Source organism: Corynebacterium sp. 20-84, assembly GCF_053479455.1.
Map to the genome: position 1 here is coordinate 78,333 of NZ_JBRBCB010000008.1, position 22,021 is coordinate 100,353.

23 protein-coding genes are annotated in these 22,021 nt (G+C 64.4%); 13 read left to right on the top strand and 10 right to left on the bottom strand.

The annotated features are described in order from the left end of the window. Window positions 1–115 precede the first annotated feature (115 nt). The 4 genes from miaB (at window position 116) to ACUY2Y_RS07540 (ending at window position 3,105) form a co-directional block, all read left to right on the top strand. A complete protein-coding gene (gene miaB, locus ACUY2Y_RS07525) occupies window positions 116–1,633 on the top strand; it encodes a tRNA (N6-isopentenyl adenosine(37)-C2)-methylthiotransferase MiaB (RefSeq protein ID WP_448325518.1) in 1,518 nt (505 codons plus the stop codon). A gap of 10 nt (window positions 1,634–1,643) precedes the next feature. Beyond that, window positions 1,644–2,279, top strand: coding sequence for an Rv2732c family membrane protein (locus ACUY2Y_RS07530; protein ID WP_448325470.1), 636 nt, complete (start codon window positions 1,644–1,646; stop codon window positions 2,277–2,279). Between the two features lie 146 nt (window positions 2,280–2,425). Continuing rightward, window positions 2,426–2,695, top strand: a complete 270-nt coding sequence (locus tag ACUY2Y_RS07535) for an antitoxin (RefSeq protein ID WP_210574219.1) — start codon at window positions 2,426–2,428, stop codon at window positions 2,693–2,695. Further along, window positions 2,695–3,105, top strand: coding sequence for a PIN domain-containing protein (locus tag ACUY2Y_RS07540; RefSeq protein WP_448325471.1), 411 nt, complete (start codon window positions 2,695–2,697; stop codon window positions 3,103–3,105). Before ACUY2Y_RS07535 ends, ACUY2Y_RS07540 begins: the two co-directional genes overlap by 1 nt. Here the strand turns inward: ACUY2Y_RS07540 and ACUY2Y_RS07545 are convergent. Further along, the gene (locus tag ACUY2Y_RS07545; protein ID WP_448325519.1) at window positions 3,102–4,676 is read right to left on the bottom strand and encodes an FMN-binding glutamate synthase family protein; all 1,575 of its coding nucleotides are present in this window, start codon (window positions 4,674–4,676) and stop codon (window positions 3,102–3,104) included. The two genes, ACUY2Y_RS07540 and ACUY2Y_RS07545, sit on opposite strands and share 4 nt — an antisense overlap. A gap of 171 nt (window positions 4,677–4,847) precedes the next feature. Here ACUY2Y_RS07545 and ACUY2Y_RS07550 point away from each other — a divergent pair, with 171 nt between their 5' ends. Further along, window positions 4,848–5,186, top strand: a complete 339-nt coding sequence (locus ACUY2Y_RS07550; RefSeq protein WP_448325472.1) for a DUF3592 domain-containing protein — start codon at window positions 4,848–4,850, stop codon at window positions 5,184–5,186. Here the strand turns inward: ACUY2Y_RS07550 and ACUY2Y_RS07555 are convergent. Further along, complete coding sequence (locus ACUY2Y_RS07555) at window positions 5,183–6,241, bottom strand: GNAT family N-acetyltransferase (protein ID WP_448325473.1); 1,059 nt, start codon at window positions 6,239–6,241, stop codon at window positions 5,183–5,185. The genes ACUY2Y_RS07550 and ACUY2Y_RS07555 overlap by 4 nt on opposite strands. A 1-nt stretch (window position 6,242) precedes the next feature. After that, window positions 6,243–7,571: a DUF349 domain-containing protein gene (locus ACUY2Y_RS07560; protein WP_448325520.1), complete on the bottom strand. Its 1,329-nt coding sequence runs from the start codon at window positions 7,569–7,571 to the stop codon at window positions 6,243–6,245. Between the two features lie 208 nt (window positions 7,572–7,779). Between ACUY2Y_RS07560 and ACUY2Y_RS07565 the strand changes: the two genes are divergently transcribed. The 3 genes from ACUY2Y_RS07565 to dapF are packed head-to-tail and all read left to right on the top strand — an operon-like array spanning window position 7,780 to window position 10,164. Then, window positions 7,780–8,376: a hypothetical protein gene (locus tag ACUY2Y_RS07565; RefSeq protein ID WP_448325474.1), complete on the top strand. Its 597-nt coding sequence runs from the start codon at window positions 7,780–7,782 to the stop codon at window positions 8,374–8,376. Next, window positions 8,369–9,289, top strand: coding sequence for a tRNA (adenosine(37)-N6)-dimethylallyltransferase MiaA (miaA, locus tag ACUY2Y_RS07570; protein WP_448325475.1), 921 nt, complete (start codon window positions 8,369–8,371; stop codon window positions 9,287–9,289). The genes ACUY2Y_RS07565 and miaA overlap by 8 nt, the downstream gene beginning before the upstream one ends. Next, window positions 9,286–10,164: a diaminopimelate epimerase gene (gene dapF, locus ACUY2Y_RS07575; protein WP_448325476.1), complete on the top strand. Its 879-nt coding sequence runs from the start codon at window positions 9,286–9,288 to the stop codon at window positions 10,162–10,164. Before miaA ends, dapF begins: the two co-directional genes overlap by 4 nt. Before the next feature lie 10 nt (window positions 10,165–10,174). Here dapF and ACUY2Y_RS07580 read toward each other — a convergent pair whose 3' ends face one another. Next, window positions 10,175–10,690, bottom strand: coding sequence for a hypothetical protein (locus tag ACUY2Y_RS07580; protein WP_448325477.1), 516 nt, complete (start codon window positions 10,688–10,690; stop codon window positions 10,175–10,177). 29 nt (window positions 10,691–10,719) lie between these two features. After that, window positions 10,720–11,469, bottom strand: a complete 750-nt coding sequence (locus tag ACUY2Y_RS07585) for a hypothetical protein (RefSeq protein ID WP_448325521.1) — start codon at window positions 11,467–11,469, stop codon at window positions 10,720–10,722. A 128-nt stretch (window positions 11,470–11,597) separates the two neighbouring features. Here ACUY2Y_RS07585 and hflX point away from each other — a divergent pair, with 128 nt between their 5' ends. From hflX to ACUY2Y_RS07600, 3 genes are all read left to right on the top strand, one after another. Continuing rightward, the gene (gene hflX, locus ACUY2Y_RS07590) at window positions 11,598–13,118 is read left to right on the top strand and encodes a GTPase HflX (RefSeq protein WP_448325478.1); all 1,521 of its coding nucleotides are present in this window, start codon (window positions 11,598–11,600) and stop codon (window positions 13,116–13,118) included. A 44-nt stretch (window positions 13,119–13,162) separates the two neighbouring features. Beyond that, window positions 13,163–14,479, top strand: coding sequence for a uracil-xanthine permease family protein (locus ACUY2Y_RS07595; protein WP_448325479.1), 1,317 nt, complete (start codon window positions 13,163–13,165; stop codon window positions 14,477–14,479). 119 nt (window positions 14,480–14,598) lie between these two features. Next, window positions 14,599–15,684, top strand: a complete 1,086-nt coding sequence (locus ACUY2Y_RS07600; protein WP_448325480.1) for an HNH endonuclease signature motif containing protein — start codon at window positions 14,599–14,601, stop codon at window positions 15,682–15,684. Between the two features lie 47 nt (window positions 15,685–15,731). Here ACUY2Y_RS07600 and ACUY2Y_RS07605 read toward each other — a convergent pair whose 3' ends face one another. The 5 genes from ACUY2Y_RS07605 to lexA all read right to left on the bottom strand — a co-directional run bounded on the left by ACUY2Y_RS07605 (window position 15,732) and on the right by lexA (window position 20,804). Beyond that, window positions 15,732–16,001, bottom strand: coding sequence for an HPr family phosphocarrier protein (locus ACUY2Y_RS07605; RefSeq protein ID WP_448325481.1), 270 nt, complete (start codon window positions 15,999–16,001; stop codon window positions 15,732–15,734). Window positions 16,002–16,065: 64 nt separating this feature from the next. After that, a complete protein-coding gene (locus ACUY2Y_RS07610; protein ID WP_448325482.1) occupies window positions 16,066–18,096 on the bottom strand; it encodes a PTS fructose transporter subunit IIABC in 2,031 nt (676 codons plus the stop codon). Window positions 18,097–18,109: 13 nt separating this feature from the next. Continuing rightward, window positions 18,110–19,075: a 1-phosphofructokinase family hexose kinase gene (locus ACUY2Y_RS07615; RefSeq protein ID WP_448325483.1), complete on the bottom strand. Its 966-nt coding sequence runs from the start codon at window positions 19,073–19,075 to the stop codon at window positions 18,110–18,112. A 143-nt stretch (window positions 19,076–19,218) separates the two neighbouring features. Further along, window positions 19,219–19,998 (bottom strand): DeoR/GlpR family DNA-binding transcription regulator, encoded by a 780-nt coding sequence (locus ACUY2Y_RS07620; protein WP_448325484.1) that lies wholly within the window; start codon window positions 19,996–19,998, stop codon window positions 19,219–19,221. A gap of 131 nt (window positions 19,999–20,129) precedes the next feature. Then, on the bottom strand, window positions 20,130–20,804 hold the full coding sequence (gene lexA, locus ACUY2Y_RS07625) for a transcriptional repressor LexA (RefSeq protein WP_210574243.1): 675 nt from the start codon (window positions 20,802–20,804) through the stop codon (window positions 20,130–20,132). Between the two features lie 278 nt (window positions 20,805–21,082). Here lexA and ACUY2Y_RS07630 point away from each other — a divergent pair, with 278 nt between their 5' ends. Together ACUY2Y_RS07630 and nrdR are read left to right on the top strand one after the other, a co-directional pair. After that, window positions 21,083–21,454 (top strand): hypothetical protein, encoded by a 372-nt coding sequence (locus tag ACUY2Y_RS07630; RefSeq protein ID WP_448325485.1) that lies wholly within the window; start codon window positions 21,083–21,085, stop codon window positions 21,452–21,454. 72 nt (window positions 21,455–21,526) lie between these two features. Next, a complete protein-coding gene (gene nrdR / locus ACUY2Y_RS07635; protein WP_210574246.1) occupies window positions 21,527–21,991 on the top strand; it encodes a transcriptional regulator NrdR in 465 nt (154 codons plus the stop codon). The last annotated feature ends 30 nt before the right edge of the window (window positions 21,992–22,021 follow it).

The following is a 22,021-nucleotide window of genomic DNA, read 5'->3' on the forward strand; positions in this document are numbered from 1 at the left end:
ATCGGCGCTGGCCCCCTTGAAGATCGCTATCAAGCGTAGCGTGGCTGCGCGCCCGCGGTGAGCAGTTATGCGATGAACGCGGCGGGCAATACACTGTTGCACCGTGACAACCGGGATGACAACGACGCAGGCAGCTCCGCGCACCTACGAGGTGCGCACGTTCGGCTGCCAGATGAACGTGCACGATTCCGAGCGACTCTCCGGCTTGCTGGAAGACGCCGGCTACGAGGCTGCTCCCGCCGACGCGGAAGCCGACCTCGTGGTCTTCAACACATGCGCTGTCCGCGAGAACGCCGACCAGCGTCTCTACGGCACCCTCGGCCAGCTGCGCGAAGTCAAGCGCAACCACCCGGGCATGCAGATCGCCGTCGGTGGCTGCCTGGCCCAAAAAGACCGCGACACCGTGATCGAGAAGGCGCCGTGGGTCGACGCCGTCTTCGGCACCCACAACATGGCGGCGTTGCCGGCGCTGCTCGACCGCGCGCGTGTCAGCGAGGAAGCGCAGGTCGAGGTCGTCGAGGCCCTCGAGCACTTCCCGTCGGTCCTGCCCGCTAAGCGCGAGTCCTCCTACGCCGGCTGGGTGTCGGTGTCGGTGGGTTGCAATAACACGTGCACGTTCTGCATCGTGCCGTCGCTGCGTGGCAAGGAGCAGGACCGCCGCCCAGGTGACATCCTCGCCGAGGTCAAAGCCCTCGTCGACCAAGGCGTCACTGAGGTGACTCTGCTCGGCCAGAACGTCAACGCGTACGGCGTGAATTTCGTGGACCCGGATTTAAAGCGCGACCGTTCCGCATTCTCGAAGCTGCTGCGCGCCTGCGGCGACATCGAGGGCCTAGAGCGCGTGCGTTTCACCTCGCCGCACCCGGCGGAATTCACCTCCGACGTCATCGACGCCATGGCGGAGACCCCGAATGTGTGCCCGCAGCTGCACATGCCGCTGCAGTCAGGCTCCGACAAGGTGCTCAAGGACATGCGCCGTTCGTACCGTTCGGCGAAATTCCTCCGCATCTTAGACGAGGTGCGCGAGAAGCTTCCGCACGCTTCGATCACGACTGATATCATCGTCGGCTTCCCGGGGGAGACGGAGGAAGACTTCCAGGCGACGCTCGACGTCGTCGAAAAGGCGCGTTTCACCTCGGCGTTCACGTTCCAGTACTCGCCGCGCCCCGGCACGCCCGCAGCAGAGATGGCCGACCAGATCCCGAAGAAGGTCGTCCAGGAGCGCTTCGAGCGTCTGCTTGAGCTGCAGGAGCGCATCAGCGCCGAGGAGAACGAAAATCTCGTGGGCACCGACCAGGAGTTGCTCGTCCAGGAGACCCACGACAAGAAGGACACCGGCCGCATGTCGGGCCGCGCGCGCGACGGCCGCCTCGTCCACTTCACGGTTGAGGGCAATATCGACCGCACCGTGCGTCCGGGCGATATCGTGCACGTCACGGTCACCGATTCGCGCCCGCATTATCTGATCGCCGATTCCGGTATTCACGCCCACCGCCGCACGCTTGCCGGCGACAACGCGGAGGCCGGCCAGGTTCCCACTACCGCGCCCGTCGGTGTGGGCTTGGGTATTCCGACCATCGGCGCGCCGAAGCAAGCACCCAGCGCCGCCAACGCGTGCGGCACGTGCGGTTAACATGAGCAGCATGCTTGACGACGCCACCTCCCACTCCGACCTCGCCTCCCTCGAGAAGCAACGCGCCGGCACCGTCGACCTCGGCGCCCGCCGCTGGGTCTTAGCCGCCGCGGTGGCCGTCTATGTGGTCTCTTTGATCCTGCCTTTCGCCGGCGACGCTGCCGGGTGGCAGATGCTCACCTTCACCGAGCCGGACGGCGTCGATGTGGCGATCGGGGAGCGCGTCTTCGCACTCCTGTCGTTCCTCTGCCTCCCTGTGTTCACCCTGTTGCTCGTGATCGCGCGTCGCACGTCGTTCGCCCTCTTCGCGTGGATGGCGGGCTGCGTCTCACTCGTGGCGGCGTTGCTCGGCCTCTGGCTGCGCCAGACCGGCACCACCGGCGATTCCACCGGCGCCGGCATGTATCTCGCGATCGCCTGCGTCGTGGTCGCCGTGCCGCTGCTCACCGCCGCGTGGATGCGCCGCGACCCCGAGCAACAGAAGATGGAGGCGCTGCGCCGCGAACAGACTGACTTCAACCCCGTCGCCGAAGCCCAGGCGAACGCCGGCCACCAGTCTGTCCGCCGCGCCGAGGACGCAGATACGTTTATCGACGACCGCCGCGCCCGCGCCGCCCAGCGCCACCGCCGCGACGAAGGGCGCTAACCTATCCCCGCACGCAGAGTGGCGAAAGGATAACAGGTTATCCTTTCTCGCTTTCTAGTTGGACATCGCTCTAGAGTTCGCTGGCGATGCCGGTATATACTCATCGTGTATTTGCGCATCATGCGAGGTGAGAAGGTGAGATTGCTATGACTTCGCCCAGAGACTCGAATCAATTGAACACGACTGTTTTTCAGTCGGGTAACAGCCAAGCCGTTCGAATCCCCAAGCAGTTTCGTCTCGATGTGGACCGCGTCGCCATCAGAAAAGTCGGCCAGAATTTGGTCATCATCCCATCCCAGATGTCAGCCCTGGATGCCATTGACCTCATAACAGCGGACCTCCCCGAAGGCTGGGCTGATTCCCTGAATCGTCCGGCAGACGCACCGCCTGCGCCGGTTCAGTCAGTGGGGGATTAGTGGGTTATTTACCAGACACGAACGTTTTCATTGAAATCCTGCGGGGCAGGAATCAGCGGCTTCGCGAACGCCTTGCGGGAGAGCCTCTCGACAATGTGAGGTTGTCGGCCGTCGTCTTGGGAGAGCTGATGGTGGCAATCGAGAAAGGAACGGCTGCACCACAACGCATTGCACTGGGGCGGTTGAAGGATATTTACACGGTTGCGCCGATCGACACCGATGCAGCGCTCGCATACGCCCGAGTCCGCGCCGACTTGGAACGGCGCGGGCTGGTCATCGGGGCCAATGACATGTGGATCGCTGCCCAAGCGCTTGCTCACGATTTGACCCTCGTCACTGTGAATACGAGGGAGTTTTCGAGAGTGTCTGGTCTGAAGATCGTGAACTGGCAGGCTGACGCAGAAACTTAACGTACCTTCGTGATCACCGGTAGACGGAACTCATCCGGGCTGGCCTGGTTCCAGGCTTCGGCCCAGGCCTCGGGGGCGTCGTCGATAAGCTGGCCGGGCTCGAGCCAAGTGTAGAGCGCCTCATAGGACCGGGTGACACCCGGCGCGATGATTTGGCGGAGCATATTCGGCGAGAGCTCGTCCGGGGTGGAGGCGCCGCACGATGCCATCATGGACACCGCCTGCTGGACAGTGGCGTTGTGGTAGTTCTTCACGCGGATTGCCTTGGAATCGACGTCCAGGGCGCGCTGGCGCCACTTGCTTTGCGTCGCCACACCAGTGGGGCAACCGCCGGTCTGGCATTTTTGGGCCTGAATGCAGCCGACGGCCATCATCATTGAACGGGCGGAGTTGGTGAAATCTGCGCCCTGGATGAGGCGTTTGACAATGTCGTTGGCGGCCGCGACCTTGCCTGACGCGCCGATCTTGATCTGGTCCCGCAGGCCAGTTCCAACGAGCGCGTTGTGCATCATCATCAGTCCCTCAGTGAGAGGCAGGCCAACGTGGTCTTCATACTCGAGGGGTGCGGCGGCAGTGCCGCCCTCGGAGCCGTCGATGACAATGAAATCGGGCGCGGTGCCCACTTCACGGATCGCCTTGCAGATGGACAGGACGTCGATCATCGAGCCGACGCACATCTTGAAGCCCGCCGGCTTACCGCCGGAGAGCTCGCGCATTTCGGCGATGAACTCGATGAGTTCGGTCGGGGTGGAAAACACCGAGTGGCGGGACGGGGAGATGCAGGTTTCGCCTTCCGGCACGCCGCGGACCTTCGCGATCTCGGCACTGACCTTCGAACCGGGCAGCACACCGCCGATGCCGGGCTTCGCGCCCTGGGAGAGCTTCAGCTCGGTCATCTTCACCTGGTCGATGGCGGAGAGCTCTTTGAATTTCGCCGGGTCGAATTCACCGTCTTCGGTGCGCGCGGAGAAGTAGCCGGTGCCGATTTCCCACACGAGATCCCCGTTATTTTCCATGTGGTAGCTACTCAGACCGCCTTCGCCGGTGTCGTGGGCGAAACCGCCGAGCTCTGCACCCTTGTTGAGTGCGCGGACGGCGTTCGCGGACAACGCACCGAAAGACATGGCGGAGATATTCATCAGCGACATGTCGTAGGGCTTCGTGCAGTCTTTGCCACCAATGCGCGCGCGGGGCGGTTCCGCAGGCATCTTCGCCGGCATCATGGAGTGGACGAGGTATTCGAAACCAGTCTCCATGACGTCGCGCTCGGTGCCGTAGGACATTTCGCCCTCGGTGCCGTCGGCACGCTCGTTGATCATCTGGCGGGTCTGGAAGTTGAAGGGGCGGCCGTCCCAGTTGTTCTCCACGAAGTACTGCTGGATCTCGGGGCGGATGCGGTGCGCAAGATAGCGGGCGTGGCCCAGCACCGGGTAGTTGCGGAAGATCGCGTTGTTCTTCTGGCGCAGATCTCGTACCGCCAGGGACGCCGTCGCGGCGGCGGCTGTTCCTGCGATCACTGCTCGTGGTTTCTTCGCCACGAATTTTCCAAACGACGACACGGCCTTCTTCATTCCAGACATCACCAATTCACTCGTTGCATGAAAATCACAAACAATTCACAGGGTACCGCGAAATTCTGGTCGTGTTCAACCGGAAAATCTCGATGTAGTTCCAGCTCAGACGTGATGTAAACAACGGGTTCGCGGCGAGCGGAGAGCGTCCAGGGAAGCGATAATCAAGGTATGAGTGCTACATCAATCATCGTGTCGGTCGCAGTCGTTGCCGTCATTATCGGGGTCATCGCGTATACGCGCTCGTACCGTAAACGCGGGGTCGACGAGATGCACGCCAACGGAGTCAAGGTTCAGGGGCGCGTCGTGGATGTGGATAAGCGCAGGCAGATGATTTCAGGCGAGATTCAGCAGTACGCGACGCGCACCTTCGAGGTGGTCGAGTTCACCACCGTCGATGGCCGCGCAATCACGGCACCTGCGTCGAATGCGTCGAAGAGTCCGCGGCTCAACCAGTCGGTCACTGTGTTTTATGATCCGGCGGATCCGCGGCAGTTCGTCGTCGATTAGCGGAATCGCTGCCAAGCGGTCGTCGCGGAGATCGGTTCCGCGCGCGCAACATCGCTTATCGACGGATACGAGCTGTACCCCGTCTCCACCTCCGCCCAGCGGCTCTTTGCGGCAGCCAATGCGGATTCCACCAACGCGGTGCCGACACCCGCACCGCGGTAGGCGGGCAGGACAAAGACGAGGCCGAGCTCGATGAGCGAGTCGTCGTCGGCATCGTAGTGGACGGCTTCGGCGAGCCCGACTGCGAGACGCGCGCCGTCGGGTGCAGTGCTGTACGCGATCGCGGTGTACTGGTTGCCGCCGCGGTCGAGTAGCCGCGCCTGGGCATCGCGAAGACGCTGCTCGGTCCATTCCACCGTGTCGAGCTTCAAGTCCCCGCGCGGGTACCCCTCGGACGCGGCGGTGAGAAGTGTACGGAACAAGGTCAGATTATCGGCGGAAATCTCGTTATTGAACACCACGTCGATGTAGTCGACGGGGAGCCGGTCGGCGGCTGCGGGTTGGGCAATTGCATCGACCGAGAATGTGGCTTGGTCCTCGCGGTAAGCGGGGGTGTAGCCGGCGGCGGTCAGGATGTCGGAGGCAGCGGAGTCGGCATCGGGGGCATGGGTCTCCCAGATGTGGCGGGTGGGGCGGTGGTGGGTGTGGGAGAGGGCGTCGATAAGCGATAAAGCGGCGACCCACGGCTCTTCTGGGACGGGCTCGCCGGGCAGCGGCGCGATGGCGGCGTCGAGCGTGACGGAAGCTTCGATGACGCTGGTGTCCTCAAGAAGCGGCAGGGAGATGAAGACCCAGGCGTCGATATCGGCGAGGTCGTCGACCGTGATCTCCGGGTACCCGCGCGCGCCGAGCGGACGCGGCGCACGAACGTTGGTGAGCGCGAACAGGTAAGACTCGGACTCCGCGGAAGCCTCGAGCCGTTTCGCGATGTGAGATGCTGTGATCCCCGAATGCGCGTCGCCGGTGATGTCCTGGATCGCGAGTGTTGCCGAAAAAGCGTACGCGCCGACGACCTCTTCGGCATCGGCACCAGCGGAAAAGAGAAGCGGCTGCAAGTTAGTCGTCGAGAGCCTTCGCCGCGACGTCTGCGAACTCCTGCCACTGCTCAGCCTGCGCGCGCAGCTCCGCTGCCTTCGCGGCGTTGCTCTTGGCCTCCGCGGCCTCAGCCTTCGCGCGGAAGTCGTCGGCCTTGACCTGGAACTGGTTCGCCTTGTCCTGCTGGACCGGGTTCGACTTGCGCCACTGGCGCTCCTCGGCGTCGGAAACGCGCTTTTCGATCTCGCCGATCTTGTCCTCGTACTCGCGGATCTTGCCGCGCGGAACGAAACCGATCTCGTCCCACTTCTCCTGCAGCTCGCGCAACTTCGACTTCGCGGCGCCGAGGCCCTTCTCTGGGTCGATCAGCGGGCCGTATTCGGCGATGAGGTCGTCCTTCGCCTTCGCGTTGGCCTCGAACTCACGGTCGCGCTCCTCATTGACGGCATTGCGCGCGGCGAAGAAGTGGTCCTGCGCGGAGCGGAAGCGCTCCCACAGCTTGTCGTCCACGTCGCGGGGTGCGCGGCCGGCGGCCTTCCATTCCTTCATCAGGTCGCTGAACGCACGGGCCGTTTCGTTCCACTCCGTGGAGTCTTTGATCTTCTCGGCGCGCTCGATGATGTCTTCCTTGGCGGCCTTTGCAGCTGCGCGACCACGGTCGAGCTCGGCGAAGTGGGCGCCGCGACGGCGGTTGAACGAGTCACGGGCCTTGGAGTAGCGCTTCCACAGTGCGTCGTCGGTCTTGCGGTCGATGCCGCGGATCGTCTTCCACTCGTCGAGGATCGCGCGGATACGGTCGCCGGCGGCTTTCCACTCGGTGGAATTCGCGGCGATGTCCTCGGCCTCGGCGGCGAGGGTCTCCTTGCGCTCGATCGCTTCGGCGCGGCGGGTTTCCTTGGCTTCCTTGGCCTTCTCGCCGGCGATATCCGCCTGGCCGAGGAGATCCTTCAAGCGCTTTTCGACGGCGTCGAGGTCACCGACCACCGCCTGCTCATCAAGCGAATCGATGAGCTGCTGCGCCTGCGTGCGCACAGAGTTGGCGTCCTCCGGGCGTGCAGCGAGGCGGTTTTCTAGCAGACCGACCTCAGTGGTCAGGTCGCCGAAACGCTGGGCGAAGTGCTCCAGGCCCTCTTCCGCGGTGCCGGCCTGCCACGAACCGACGGCGCGCTCGGTGCCGCCGCGGGTGACGTAAACGGTGCCTTCTTCGTCGACGCGGCCGAATTTCTTCGCTTCAGAGGTGTCGACGGCGGGTGCGGCCGGCATCGCAGGAACCGGCGACGGAGTGGACGCCCCCACCTTCGCCGGGTTGGCCCCCGGGCGCGGTCCGGGCTTGGGTGCCTTCGTCGGCATCGATCCGGGCGAAGGTGCCGCAGGCTTCGGAGTCGGCTTCTGTCCGTCGGTAGGGGGCTGCGTCATGGTGGGGGCCAGTCCTTTCATCTTTGTGCCGCGCGACACGGCTGCCGTAACGCTTTGAGACTTTACCGGCCCCCGCGCCTCAATGTCAGGCGGTTGGAACCGTTTGCCCGCGGATCGGGAGGCACTGGATAGGGTGGTGGGCGTGAATCAGTTCAATGTGTGCGTCGTGCCGGGCTCTCCGGCGCTGGTGGCGGAGCTCGCGCCGCGGGATGAGGCCGGGCGCGATATTGTGCGCACCATCCGTGAGCTGACCGCTAACGACTCGCGCGACATCCACATTGTGGGCTCGCGCGACGCGCAGTGGCGCACGGAACGCACGGGTTCTCTCGCGGCGTGGGGCGCGCCGCAGATCACCGTCGGCGAGGGAAACTACATGGCGGAGCTCGTCGCGCGGTACGTGCTGGGGGACGCGGCCGAGCGCGTGACGGATTCGCGCGGCACGATCGCCCCGCTCGACCCGGAGGTGCTCACGGTGGTCGTCGTCGACGGGTCGGCAGGCCTGACGCAGCGCGCGCCGCTCGCGTTCATCGACGGTGCACTGGACACACACGAACAGATGGCGCGCTTTTTGGACGGCCGCGGCGCGTTGCCGGACGAGCTTACGGCACGCGGCGTCGTCGAGCCCGCCCTGTGGCACGAGCTCGCGGCGCTCGATGCGACGAACCAGCGGCTCATCGCGCAGGATGCGACGCACGGTGTCGGACGCTTCGTCGCGACGTGGCAGGTGGACCATGCCTGAGCTAGCAGTCACTCCCATCGCGGTCGTCGGTCCGACGGCGTCCGGCAAATCGGACCTCGGCATCGCTCTCGCACGCGAGCTCGGCGGGGAAGTGGTCAACGTCGACTCGATGCAGCTTTACCGCGGCATGGACATCGGCACCGCGAAGCTCCCGCCCGCCGAACGCGGCGGCATCCCGCACCATTTGCTGGATATTTGGGAGGTCACGCGCACGGCGTCAGTCGCCGAATACCAAGCCCGCGCGTGCGAAGTCGTGGAGGAGATCGCCGCGCGCGGCACAGTCCCGATCCTCGTTGGCGGGTCCATGATGTACGTGCAGTCGCTCATCGACGACTGGCAGTTCCCGCCCACCGACCCCGCGGTCCGCGCCAAGTACGAGGCACGCCAGGCCGAGATCGGGGTGCAGGCTCTCCACGCTGAGCTTGCGGACATCGACCCCCAGGCCGCGAGCATCATTGAGGACAACGACCCGCGCCGCACCGTCCGCGCACTCGAAGTCATCGAGTTGACCGGCAAGCCCTTCCAAGCCTCGCAGCCGCCGAAAGACGCCCCGCCGCGCTGGGGCACGCGCATCATCGGGTTGCGCACGAACGCCGAATGGCTCAATCCCCGCATCGAAAAACGCACGCAGCTCATGTTCGACCGGGGCTTCGTCGACGAAGTGCGCACGCTTATCGACGCCGGCCTTACCCCCGACTCCACCGCCGGCCGCGCCATCGGCTACGCGCAGGTCTTGGACTATCTCGCTGGGGACTGCACCCTCGCAGAAGCAATCGAGTCGACGATCACCGGCACCCGCCGTTACGTGCGCCGGCAGCGGTCCTGGTTCAACCGCGATAAGCGAATCGCCTGGGTCGACGCGGATCAGGACCCGGAGGCGTTGCTGCGCGCCGCGCTAGACTCGCTGGCGTGACTTACAGCAACAAGTATTTGTCCACCCTGCCGTTCATCAAGGCGCACGGCACGGAGAACGACTTCGTCGTGCTTATCGACGTCGACGATCAGCTCGACACCCTCGGTGTCCTGACCGACGACCTCGTCGCCTCCCTCTGCGATCGCCGCGCAGGCATCGGCGGCGACGGTTTTCTGCGCGTCGTCCGCGCAGACGGTGACGGTGCGAAGTGGTTCATGGACTACCGCAATGCCGACGGTTCGATCGCGGAAATGTGCGGCAACGGCATCCGCGTCTTCGCGCACGTCCTTTTGGCTCAGGGGCTGGAGACGGAGCGCGAATTCGACGTGGTGACCCGAGCGGGCGTCAAGCACATCGTCGTTCACGAGCTGACGGGCGAGGGCCCGCACGGTCCGTCGCACGCCCAGGTGGAAGTCGGCATGGGGCCCGTGGAGGTCACCGGCGTATCCACCGCGCGCATGGGGCAATTCGATTTCGCGGGCTTGGGCGTGGACGTGGGAAACCCGCACCTCGCCGCAGTCATTCCGGGGCTGACCGCCGCAGAACTTGAGGCGATGAAGCTGGTCCAGCCCGCCTTCGATCACGACTTCTTCCCCGAGGGCGTCAACGTGGAAATCCTCACCGAGATGGCCGACGGTGCCGTACACATGCGCGTGTGGGAGCGCGGAGTGGGGGAGACGCGCTCCTGCGGAACAGGCACCGTTGCCGCGGCACGGGCAGCGCTTGCCGACGCCGGCATTGAGAACGGCTCCGTCACCGTCAACGTTCCGGGCGGTGCCTTGACCATCGCCATCGAAGGCGGTCAGGCCACCATGACGGGACCGTCGGTGATCGTGGGGAGGGGAGAAGTGGAGCTGGGGGCGCTTCGTCGATAAGCGAAATGCTTTAAGCGGGACCTAACCTGCGGGCGGCGCGACGCGCATCAGCCCACGAGTCCGCGAGCTCCATTGCCCGCTGATCCGCAATATTGATCATGCGTTCCAGCGCGTGGCGGTCCAGATCGTCGTTGCGCAAATGCGTGTCCACCCTTGACAGGAAACGCCGCGACGAACCGAGGCGCAGGTGGAAATCCTCGATCGCCGGAATATCACTGTGGGGCGTCGCCAACGCGCGGTATGTGAGCGTGCGCTCGGCCAGTGCATCCGTGCTCGTACCCGACTTGAAATCCTCGTACTCGGCGACCACTTGGGCGATATCGTCGCGCGCGACCCGCAACGATGATTTCAGTGACTCCACCTCCGGGTCCACCGTCCTTTTGCGATACGCCACGAACGCCACCGCAGCTAACGCGATCCCGAGGAGCAGACCCGGCGCACCGAGCCGTGTGCCCAGCACAATCGCGACGACGAGCGCGAGCGTCAGCCAAATCGCCGACTCCACATTGCGGCTGCTCCCGCCCATCGTCTCCGTGTCCTTGCTTTCCTAGCTGACTAGTGTCCGCCGCAACCGCAGCTGCCGCCACCGCAACCGCCGCCACCGCCGCAACCGGCAGCCATGGCGACCTGGCCAGCGAGCACCGCGGTGCCAGCAATGACTGAATTGCGCTCCGGCAGTTCGGCGCCGGAGTCGGGCAGGACTACGTCGAAGGGGAACGCGGCGTCGACGGAGACATGAACGAAGCGCTCGCCGGTCAACGTGTTGGTGCGGTACTCAGCCTCCAGGACGCGGGCGGAGAATGCCGCGGCGGCGTCCGGGGCAGCGGCGGCACCGGAATTCACGCGCTCAGCGCCCTCGGACACGATCGTCCCCAGGGTCTCGCCGGTGGCGGTGAGGTATTCGTCGACGCTGCCGTAGTGCTGCACGTCAATAGCCAGGGCAGTGAAGCCCATTTCTTGCCACTGGAGGGTGGATTCGTCGACAAGCAATGGCCCCTGCGCGATATTCGCCGTGACGGACGCGATCGCGTTGCCCATGGGGTCGACGACATCGCACAGGCCGACGACATCGTTGAGCATCGTGACATGCGCGTACGTGCGGGTCGTGGAATCGAAGCCGGCGAAGGTGGCGAACGGCTCGACAGCCAAAATGTTCAGCTGGGCGCCCGATGGGTCCGAAAACTGGATCAGCTGGCCGCCGCGCACCTCGCCCGTCACCGCGAGCTGATTCGACGCGATCGCGGCCTCCACGGCGTCCTGCCACCGCGAATAGACCATGCCGATGCTGGAAAGATCTGTCGTGATCGTCTCACTCATATCTCCCGATCCTAGTGCCGGGGTGGCGGAAGGGAACAATCCGCCGTCGCACGCGGTTGCGAATGACGAGGGCGTTTATTTGCCTGGACATGCAGCCATGCGACAATAAGGACTCAATGACGAAACCTTTTTCCGTATTCTCCGCCGACTCCGACGATGAGACGGCCCATGACAAGCTCCTCGCGGAAGCGTTCCGCCACAACGCTCCGCCTGCCGCGCGTGACAGCGCGGACCCGACGGTCGGTTCACTGGACCTCGCCGAACGCAATGCTTTTCGACGCGTCATCCGCGACACCGACATCCGCTCCGAAGAGCAGGAGGACGGCTACGAGGTCGAGTACCGCAAGCTGCGCCTCGAACAGGTCGTCCTCATCGGTGTGTGGACCGAGGGAACGATCGCCGAGGTCGAGGCGAACATGAACGAGCTGGCCGCGCTGGCGGAGACCGCTGGCGCCGACGTCGTGGAGATGCTCTACCAAAAGCGCGACAAGCCGGACCCGGGCACCTACATCGGCTCGGGCAAGGTCAGCGAGCTGCGCGATGTCGTGCACGCGACCGGCGCCGATACCGTGGTGTGCGACGGTGAGCTCTCGCCCGGCCAGATGGTGGCGCTCGAGGAAGCGCTGAAGGTCAAGGTGATCGACCGCACCATGCTCATTCTCGATATTTTCGCGCAGCACGCGAAGTCGAAAGAGGGCAAGGCCCAGGTCAGTCTCGCGCAAATGGAGTACCTCTACACGCGCACCCGCGGTTGGGGCGGCAACCTGTCGCGCCAGGCAGGCGGACGCGCGGGCTCCAACGGCGGCGTGGGTCTGCGCGGCCCCGGTGAGACGCGCATCGAGGCGGACCGCCGCCGACTGCGTTCCGAGATGGCGAAGCTGCGCCGCGAGCTGGCAGGCATGAAGACGGCCCGCGACGTCAAGCGCGCGCAGCGCCAGCGTTCGACCATTCCGAAGATCGCGATCGCGGGCTACACCAACGCGGGCAAGTCGTCGCTCATCAACGCCATGACGGATGCGGGCGTGTTGGTGGAGGATGCGCTTTTCGCGACGCTGGATCCGTCGACACGCAAAGCAGAGCTTGCCGACGGCCGTTCCGTCGTGCTCACCGACACCGTCGGTTTCGTCCGCCACCTGCCCACGCAGCTTGTCGAAGCGTTCAAGTCCACCCTCGAGGAGGTCGCGGGCGCGGACTTGATGTTGCACGTCGTCGACGGTTCCGATCCGTTCCCGCTGAAGCAGATCAAGGCCGTGACAGAGGTGCTCGCCGAAATCACGCGCGACACAGGCGAGGAGATCCCGCCCGAGATCGTCGTGGTGAACAAGATCGACCAAGCTGATCCGGTCGTGCTGGCGGAGCTGCGCCACGCATTCGCCGATTCGGGCCGCGACGTCGTGTTCGTCTCCGCGCGAACGGGCGAAGGCATCGCGGAGCTCGAGGGCCGCATCGAGATGTTCCTCAACACGCTCGACGCGCACGCGAGAATGCTCGTGCCGTACACGCGCGGCGACATCGTCTCCCGCCTCCACGAAGAAGGCACAGTACGCAGCGAGGACTACAAGGAAGAGGGCACGCTTATCGACGTCCGCCTGCCCCGCGTCCTCGCCGACCAGTACTCCGAATTCGTGGTCGGCTGAGACGAATTCGCCCTGGCCCGACGCGGTGCTAGATTTGTGAGTCTGTGAGCTTTATTCCCTCCTGGACCGTCCACGGTGACGGCAAAACCATCCAACCTGGATCTGTTGTTGCGCCAGAAGAGCGCTTGAGCTGGTCGCGCACAATCGGAATCGGCATGCAGCACGTCATCGCCATGTTCGGCGCAACGCTGCTGGTGCCCACCCTGACCGGCTTCCCGGTGAACACCACGCTGCTGTTCTCCGGTTTGGGCACCATCATCTTCCTGTCAATTACGCGCAACCGGTTGCCCAGCTACCTGGGGTCGTCGTTCGCATTCATCGCCCCGCTGACAGCGTCGCAGCAGCACGGCATTGGTGCGCAGCTCGGCGGCATTCTCGTGACAGGTCTCGCGCTTATCGGCGTGGGACTGCTGGTCACCTGGGCCGGCAAGCGCGTCATCGACGCTGTCATGCCACCCGTGGTCACAGGCGCGATCGTCGCGCTGATCGGTTTGAATCTGGCGCCGACTGCTGTGGCGAACACCCAGACGCAGCCCGCCGTCGGCCTAGTCACCCTGGCGACGATTCTGATCGCCACCGCGTGCCTGCGCGGCATGGCTACACGCTTGTCCATCCTCATCGGTGTGGTCACTGGGTGGATCTTCGCTGCGCTGACCGGCAACCTTGCAGAGGACGCAGGCGAGACCATCGCCGCTGCTCCGTGGATCGGTCTGCCGACGTTCCACACCCCCGAATTCCATCTCTCAGCGATCCTGGTGACGCTGCCGGTGCTCGTCGTCCTCATCGCCGAGAATGTCGGCCACGTCAAAGCGGTCGCCGAGATGACGCGCCGCGACCTCGACGACCTCGCCGGTCCCGCCCTTATCGGCGACGGTATCGCGACGACCCTCGCCGGTGGCTTCGGCGGCTCCGGCACCACCACCTACGCCGAGAATATCGGCGTCATGGCGGCCACCCGTGTCTACTCCACGGCCGCCTATTGGGTGGCGGCAGTCTTTGCCATCCTGCTCGCGTTCGTGCCCAAATTCGGTGCTTTGATTTTCACCATTCCCGCCGGCGTTCTCGGCGGCGCATGCCTCGTGCTCTATGGACTCATCGGCATGCTGGGCGTGCGGATTTGGCAGGACAACCACGTCGACTTCAACAACCCCGTCAACCTCACGATGGCGGCAGTCGCCCTGATCGTCGGCATCGGCAACCTCACTTTCGAGATCGGCAATGTCACTTTGGAGGGCATCGCGCTCGGCTCCATCGGCATCATGGTTCTGTACCCAGTCATGCGGTGGGCGTATGGCACCCTCGGCGAGGGTCGGCTCCTTCCCGCCAGCGACCGCGCAGCCACGGTCGAAACCCGCGATTAAACCACGCGGGAGACACCGCGCGCATCCCGGGGCCTGTCAGCCTGTGGACAACTCGCGTTATCCACAGGCTCACATCTGTCTCGATTGACGGTTGCGCGCTGATCCTTAATCTGCGGGGTATGAGCACATTTGCTTCATTCCTCGACACGCAGACTGCCGACGCCTTAGACGTCCTCGCCGATTTCGACCGCGAGGCCGCTCTTGCCGCCGGCATTCGACCGAGCCATGTCGACGAATGGCAGCTCGTCCGCGACACCTACTTCGGAACCACAACATGGACCGCGCAGCAGCGGCTCGCCGTGGAGGTGGTGCGCTCGCGGAAGATGAGTATCGACCAGCTGGCGCTCATCGAGAAACAGCTCAAGAAAGTCAAAGATCCCCGCCAGAAGTGGGAGCTGCGGTTCGAGCTGTTGGGGGTGAGCGGGAGGTATGAGACGGTGCGTCGTAAAGCGAAAGCTTTGATCGGCGAGGAAAAGAAACCCGCGCGGAAGCAACTGTGCTTTTCGAAAACGCGTAACGGACGCCGCACGATGACCGTCACCGCCGATGAACGCGACCTCGCCGACCTCGAGCACGAGCTTCTGCGCGGCATCGACCCGTCGAAAGCCGCCGCACCGCAAATGCTCGCAAACTTCCTGCAGCTCATGCGCAGCGGTAATGCCGGTGTCCCGGCCGCCGTACCGCGACCCATAGTGCTCGTGCCGCTACCCGCATACAGCCGGATCATGGCGGGCGACGGCGACGAGATCCGCCTCGGGCTTACCGACGCCACCACCATGACCGGTGCGGAATTCCTCCAGCAATCCGTCAGCGAAGAACTCGAACTCGCCGCCGTGCACCCGCAAGAAGGTCCCGTGAACCTCTACCGGGCGCAGCGCCTGGCGAACCAGAAGCAGCGCGACCTCGCGCGGGTGTCCTCGCCTGTGTGCCCGGTGCCCGGCTGCCGTCACGGCGCTGACGCGTGCGAAATCCACCACATCACAGCGTGGAAGAACGGGGGAGAGACCAACGCCGCGAATCTCGCACCGCTGTGCAGGTATCACAACCGCGTCAACGACGACGACCCGTGGCGCGCGAAACGCGGCCGCATCGAACGCGTGCGGGGAACACCGAGGTGGCGCTCACCCCGCGGATACCTCGTGCCCAACGACTACCACCCGTACGCGGCAGTAGACACCCTGTTCGGGCCGAGAGGGCCGACATAGAAAAAGCTCCGGCCCTTAAAGCCGGAGTTTGGACGGGCGACGTTTTCTTACTCGTCGTCCAGGTTGGACTCGATGAGCGCCGCGATCTTCTCGACGGCCTCGTCGTTATCGGACGAGACAGTCACCTCGGCGCCGTGCTCTGCTCCCATGGCCATGATCATCAGGGACGATGCGGCATCCGTCTCATCGTCCTCGTCGCCGCCGACGAGGGTGAGAATGATGTCGTCGTCGTACTCGCTGGCCGCCTCCGCGATCACGGTCGCTGGGCGGGCGTGCAGCCCTACGGTGGAGCCGACGGTGACTGTTTTGGAAGCCATGTGAAGTCCTTTCTCTGGGGCGCGTATGCGACCTATCGTAGGAGATTTTTGCAGTGCCGAACGGTTACGCGGCGGAGGCTGACGGTGTCGGTGTCGGTTCGGGAGTCACAGCGTTGTGCGCTGCCTCCTCAATGGTCTTGTTGGGCCACAGGCGCTTGGCGGCGATGACGGCGAGTGCTGCGACTGCCACGCCGGCTGCCAGGGCGATGAAAAGGCCCCACCACGGCTCATACGCGAAAATGACGAAGATGCCGCCGTGCGGTGCCTTCGCTCCCACGCCGAGCGCCATCGAGGTCGCGCCGGCAGCGGCGCCGCCCAGCATCATCGACGGAATGACGCGCAACGGGTCGGCCGCGGCGAACGGGATCGCACCCTCGGACACGAACGACAGGCCGAGCAGCCACGCTGATTTTCCGTTCTCCTGCTCCGCGGGAGTGAAAAGCTTTGCGCGGAGGAATGTCGCAACAGACAGGGCGATCGGCGGGACCATGCCGGAGATCATGACAGCAGCCATGACCTCGTAGGCGGCGTCGGTTCCCGCTGACAGGCCTGCAGTACCGAAAAGGTAGGCAGCCTTGTTCACGGGGCCGCCGAGGTCGAAGCACATCATGAGACCGACGATGACGCCGAGCAGAATTGCCGACGAGCCGCTCATCGACTCCAACCACGCTTGCAAGCTCGTCATGATTGCGCCCAGCGGGCGACCGAGCAGCAGGAACATGAGTAGACCCACGGCCAGCGAAGTCAGTAGCGGAATGATCACCACCGGCATCAGCGAACCGAGCCAACGCGGCACCTTCCACGAGCCGATCCAGTACGCGATGAGACCGGCAAGGAGACCGGTGACCAAACCGCCGATGAACCCGGCGCCGACCATCACCGAGATAGCGCCGCCGATAAAACCTGGGGCGATGCCGGGACGCCCGGCGAGGCCGTAGCCGATATAGCCGGAAAGAGCAGCGACGACGAACCGCATTGCCAACTGCCCGATGGCGAAGAGGACCGCGCCCAGGTACAAGGCCCAGCCGGAGCGGTCGAAGGGGACGGGGGCTCCGTCGATAAGCACATCGCTGCCCGGCAAATTCGTCGGCGAATATTCGAGCGGAATGACCTGCCAACCAGCTGCGACGTCGTAGCCTCCGACGAGGAAACCGAGCGCGAGCAACAACCCGCCGGCTGCGACGAACGGCACCATGTAGGACACACCCGTCATGACGGCTTGCTGGATACGCTTCGGCCAGCCGACGTCGCCGCGCGTTTCGACAGCGGTGGCGGGTACGCGCCGGGCGTGCGGGTTGTCGGCGGCGGCAAGCGCCTCGTCGATCATCGCGTTAGGCTCGTTGATGCCACGCTTGACGGGACTGTCCACGACAGGTTTGCCCGCGAAGCGCTCCCGGTCGCGCACGGCAACATCGTGGGCGAAGATGACGGCATCCGCCGAATCGATGAACTCCTGGTCGACTCGGCCCCCGCCCGATGACCCCTGAGGTTCGATGCGCAGCTCGACATCGTCGCGGCCGTGCGCTGCCTGCTCGAGAGCGTCGGCGGCCATGTAGGTGTGCGCGATGCCTGTTGCGCACGACGTGACGGCGACGATGCGCTTCTTCGGCGCGGATGCTGCGCCCGAGCTGCTCTTCTTCGTCGCGCTGAGCACCTCGTCGACGGCTGCGACGATGTCCGCAGGGGTCGCGGCAGTGCGCAGCTTATCGACGAAATCCCCCCGCACCAGCGCCCGCGCCAACTTCGACAGAATCTTCAAGTGTTCCTTGCCGCCTTCCTCAGGGGCGGCGATGAGGAAAACGAGTTCGGCGTCGCCGTCTGGGCCTGCGAAATCGACGGGGCGGGACAGACGCGCAAAAGCAAGCGTCGGTTCTTTCACCGCGGAGGTGCGGCAGTGGGGGATTGCCACGCGGCCGTTGACGCCGGTGCCGGTTTTCTCTTCGCGGGCGGTGGCGGCGTCGGCAAGCGTGCTCGGCTCGTTGGTTCGTCCTGCCTCCGCAACGATCGAAGCGAGGTGTCCGATGACATCGCCGGGCGTTTCCCCGAAGTCGCAGTCGAGCCGGACGAGGTCCGGGGTGATGGTAGGTGAAGACACGGTGTGGCCTTTCTTAGAGTTCGCGCACTAGGGTGCGTTCGAGATCGATGTCGTCCGGGGAGGGGCTTTCAGTGCCGGGGTTCGCGGCGGCTGCGGTGCCGTAGGCGACGGCGTGGCGGAGCGCGTCGGGGAAATCCGCGCCGTTCAGGCGCGCGAGGACATAGCCTGCCAGTGCGCTGTCGCCCGCACCGACGGTGGAGCGCACCTGCGCGGGTGGGGCGGCGGCGTGCCATGCGCCGTGCGCGGTGACAAGGCATGCGCCGGCGCCGCCGAGAGTGACGAGCACGTCGCTCATGCCCTTTTCGACGAGCTCCCGCGCGGCATCTGCGACCCGTTCGAAGCAGCCGCTTTCTGCTTGGCGTTGGAGCTCGGCACCGTCGCGTCCGCAGAGTTGACCGAGCTCAAAAGCATTCGGCTTGACGACGTCCGGCGCCGCCCCGTCCACCTGTTCCCCCAGCTGTTTGAGCGGTTCGTCCGAAGTGTCAACAGCGATCAGCACCTCGGGGCAGGTCGTGCGCAGAGCGCGGATGAGCGTCGGGTACCAGTCTGCCGGTGCTCCTGGCGGAAGCGACCCGGCGAGGACCACTGCCTTTGTCGCCGGTGCGGATGCAGCCGTAGTGAGCTCCGCTTCAAGCGCTCGCATGACGGTCTCCGTGAGCGCTGCGCCGGGCTCGTTGAGCTTGGTCGTTCGTCCGTCGGCTTCGGTGACGGTGGTATTCGTCCGGACTGCACCGTCGACCGGAATCGTCCGCAGTCGGAGACCAGTCCGAGCCGTAAGAGCGACAAAGGGGTCGTGCTGGGCGGCGGGCGCGATGGCAACGGTGTCGCGGCCGGCTTTCACCATGGCGCTGGCGACGTTGATTCCTTTCCCCCCGGGCTGCCGGAGACTGCGGGTCACGCGGAGTACTCCGCCGAGTTCAAGACGGTTGACGCACATTGTCACGTCGATGCTCGGGTTGGCAGTGAATGTCACAATCACGTGGCGTGTCCCTTCCTGGCCCTTGGCGTGCGCAGGGTGAAGCTCCTCCAATATGGGGGTAGAGGAGTCGCGTCCCTTTATGTCCGAGTATGCCCGGTTGTGTGACTGTGCTCAACAATCGGGGCACCAGTGCGGGAGGGGGCTTACTCGGCCAGGATCACGTCGACACCGAGCTCGGTCAGCTCATCGACGAAGGATGACGGTGCGTCGGTGTCCGTGACAACGACGTCGACACTGTCGAGCCCCGCGAAGCTGACCAGGTAATCGCTTCCCAACTTCGAGGAATCGCACAGCACCACTACCTTGCGGGCATTGGTCACCATTGCTGATTTCACTGCCGCTTCCTGGGCGTCGGCCGTCGATAAGCCGTGATCGACGGTGAGGGCATTGGTGCCGATGAACGCGACGTCGGCACGCAAAAGCGCGAGTGTGCGAAGCGCTGTGTCCCCGACAACTGCCTGCGTAATGGCGCGCACAGTGCCGCCGAGCAACTGGATGTTGAGCTTTCCCGAGCTGGACAGATCGACTGCGATCGGCAGAGAATTCGTCACGAACGACAATGACGGTGCACCAGGCGCGTCTTTGATCAATCCTGCGAGGACGTTGGTCGTCGTGCCCGCGTCGAGGAAGACCGACCCTTCGCCGGAAGGCAAAAACTGCAGCGCGGCTTTCGCGATCGCTGACTTCGCCGTCGTCGCCGAGCGGAGGCGGGTGTCCAAGGGAAGCTCTGTGGTCAGGTACGACTGACTCGACACCGCACCGCCGTGCACGCGCTGAATAATGCCGTCGCGGTCGAGGACAGCAAGGTCGCGGCGGATTGTTTCAGCTGTGACGTCGAATTTATCGGAGAGTTCGGTAACGTTGACGCGCCCCTCGACTGCTGTCAGGGACGCGATTTGGCGGCGCCGTTCTTCGGCGTACATGGGCACTTCCTTCCGGGGCCTCGAACATCGCGTGCGAGGCACTCACGCTCGTGCACCATTATTCCCACAAAGAGAACGCAATCGGGCCAGCGGGTGTCCGGGTGTGCCCGATTCACCCCCGGACGGGGAGGTTAGAGCCGGCGGAAAACAGAGACAACCAGGCCCATGATTTCCGCATCGTCGCCCTTAATGGGGGCAAAAGCTTCGTTGTGGGGCAGAAGCCACACACCGGAGGAGTCTTGGTGGAATTCCTTGACGGTCGCCTCCCCGTCGATAAGCGCGGCGACGAATTGCCCTTCCTCCGCGACGGGCTGCGTGCGGACGGCGACCCAGTCCCCGTCGAGGATGCCCGCATCGCGCATGGATTCGCCGACGACCTGGAGGAGGTAGAGATCGCCGTCGCCGACGAGCTCCTCGGGAAGCGGGAAATACTCCGACACATTCTCTTCCGCCAGGATCGGGTTGCCTGCTGCTATCTGGCCGAGTACCGGGATGTAGCGCGGGGCAGCTGCATCTTCCGGCGTCGGCTCCGGCTTGCGGGTTTTGCGACCGGCGGTCTCAGGCAGATGGCGCAGGTCGACGGCGCGTGGCTTATTCGGGTCGCGCCGCAAAAAGCCCTTCTTCTCGAGCTCCTTGAGCTGGTATGCCACCGAGGACGTCGATTGCAGCCCCGCAGCATCCCCGATCTCGCGGATGCTCGGCGGGTAGCCCCGGAGCACCACCGCATCCTGGATGACCTCCAGAATGCGACGTTGGCGCTCGGTCAACGACTTCAGGTCAGGCTTCTTGTCTTCTCGTTTCGGCATTGGCTGCGTCCTCTTTCTTTCCGTGATCGTCGTTAGCGGTGTGGTGGGTGAAAACCCTCACATACTTCGACGACGCTGCCCGGCGTTCGGTTCCCTTGCCTCCTGTTTACCACGTATGAGCAAATTTGTTCGAAATATTTCGCGTGCGCCTAGACAAAAATTCGGACCCTTGCTATAAATCGAACATAGAAGCTATCGAACATCTACTCGAACGGTGTGGCGGCGGTGGTTCAACGGGGCCATAGAATCGCAACCACACAACAAGAAAGGGAACGACAATGACCATCTCCATCGCACGCACTAACAGCACTGATTCTTTCTCTAAGGTGACGCCGCAACGCGTTCAGCCGGCGGATGTCTGGGACCTGGATCGCCGCCGTTCTGGCAATGACACGCCGGTGCATGTTCGAACGCTGGAATCATCCAATCGAAAATACGGTCCTATCCCGGACGGCCATTCCGACAGGGATGAGGGCGGCGCCGATAGTTTCGAAACTCGCCGCGAGAAGACCGGGGCGGCGCTCATGGGCGCGCTCTTCGGTTTGGCCCTGATTGTCGGATCGGCTTTCGGCGGAGCGTTCTCCGGTGGGGATGCCGGCTTCGTCCCGCAGGATGCGGGTAACCAGATTGCGGCTGTCTCGCAGCGCTAGCAAGCAGGGGGGACCGTTCGGCCGGGCCGGGGGCGAAAATATGGCCGCAGCGAACGGGTAAGATGCAGTGTCGTGCACTGCCCTTTTTGTCAGAATGATAGCTCCCGCGTCTCAGACTCGCGTCTCGTGGACGGAGGAGCAGCCATCCGCCGCCGTCGCGAATGCACGGAGTGCGGGGGACGTTTCACCACCATGGAGAAAGCTGTGTTGACGGTGGTGAAGCGCAACGGGGTCAGCGAGCCCTTCGACCGCGACAAGCTCATCGTCGGCGTGCGTCGCGCGTGCCAAGGTCGCGACGTGTCTGATGACTCGCTGAAGCGACTCGCGCAGGAAGTCGAAGAGATCGTGCGCAGCCACGGCAGCTCCCAGATCCCGTCGAATGAAATCGGTCTTGCGATCTTGGAGCCGCTGCGCGCGCTGGATGAGGTCGCGTACCTGCGTTTCGCGTCCGTGTACAAGTCCTTCGAAAGCGCCGACGACTTCGAATCGGAGATCCGACTTATGCGTCGCAAGGATCGCGGGATGGACGAGCTCTAGCGAACGGCTCGGGATGATCCACTGCCCGAA

Coding starts and splice junctions, on each gene's coding strand:
- miaB (WP_448325518.1), top strand. CDS start 116: ATGACAACGACGCAGGCAGCTCCGCGCACCTACGAGGTGCGCACGTTC.
- ACUY2Y_RS07530 (WP_448325470.1), top strand. CDS start 1,644: ATGCTTGACGACGCCACCTCCCACTCCGACCTCGCCTCCCTCGAGAAG.
- ACUY2Y_RS07535 (WP_210574219.1), top strand. CDS start 2,426: ATGACTTCGCCCAGAGACTCGAATCAATTGAACACGACTGTTTTTCAG.
- ACUY2Y_RS07545 (WP_448325519.1), bottom strand. CDS start 4,676: ATGAAGAAGGCCGTGTCGTCGTTTGGAAAATTCGTGGCGAAGAAACCA.
- ACUY2Y_RS07550 (WP_448325472.1), top strand. CDS start 4,848: ATGAGTGCTACATCAATCATCGTGTCGGTCGCAGTCGTTGCCGTCATT.
- ACUY2Y_RS07560 (WP_448325520.1), bottom strand. CDS start 7,571: ATGCCGACGAAGGCACCCAAGCCCGGACCGCGCCCGGGGGCCAACCCG.
- miaA (WP_448325475.1), top strand. CDS start 8,369: ATGCCTGAGCTAGCAGTCACTCCCATCGCGGTCGTCGGTCCGACGGCG.
- ACUY2Y_RS07580 (WP_448325477.1), bottom strand. CDS start 10,690: ATGGGCGGGAGCAGCCGCAATGTGGAGTCGGCGATTTGGCTGACGCTC.
- hflX (WP_448325478.1), top strand. CDS start 11,598: ATGACGAAACCTTTTTCCGTATTCTCCGCCGACTCCGACGATGAGACG.
- ACUY2Y_RS07600 (WP_448325480.1), top strand. CDS start 14,599: ATGAGCACATTTGCTTCATTCCTCGACACGCAGACTGCCGACGCCTTA.
- ACUY2Y_RS07605 (WP_448325481.1), bottom strand. CDS start 16,001: ATGGCTTCCAAAACAGTCACCGTCGGCTCCACCGTAGGGCTGCACGCC.
- ACUY2Y_RS07620 (WP_448325484.1), bottom strand. CDS start 19,998: ATGTACGCCGAAGAACGGCGCCGCCAAATCGCGTCCCTGACAGCAGTC.
- lexA (WP_210574243.1), bottom strand. CDS start 20,804: ATGCCGAAACGAGAAGACAAGAAGCCTGACCTGAAGTCGTTGACCGAG.
- ACUY2Y_RS07630 (WP_448325485.1), top strand. CDS start 21,083: ATGACCATCTCCATCGCACGCACTAACAGCACTGATTCTTTCTCTAAG.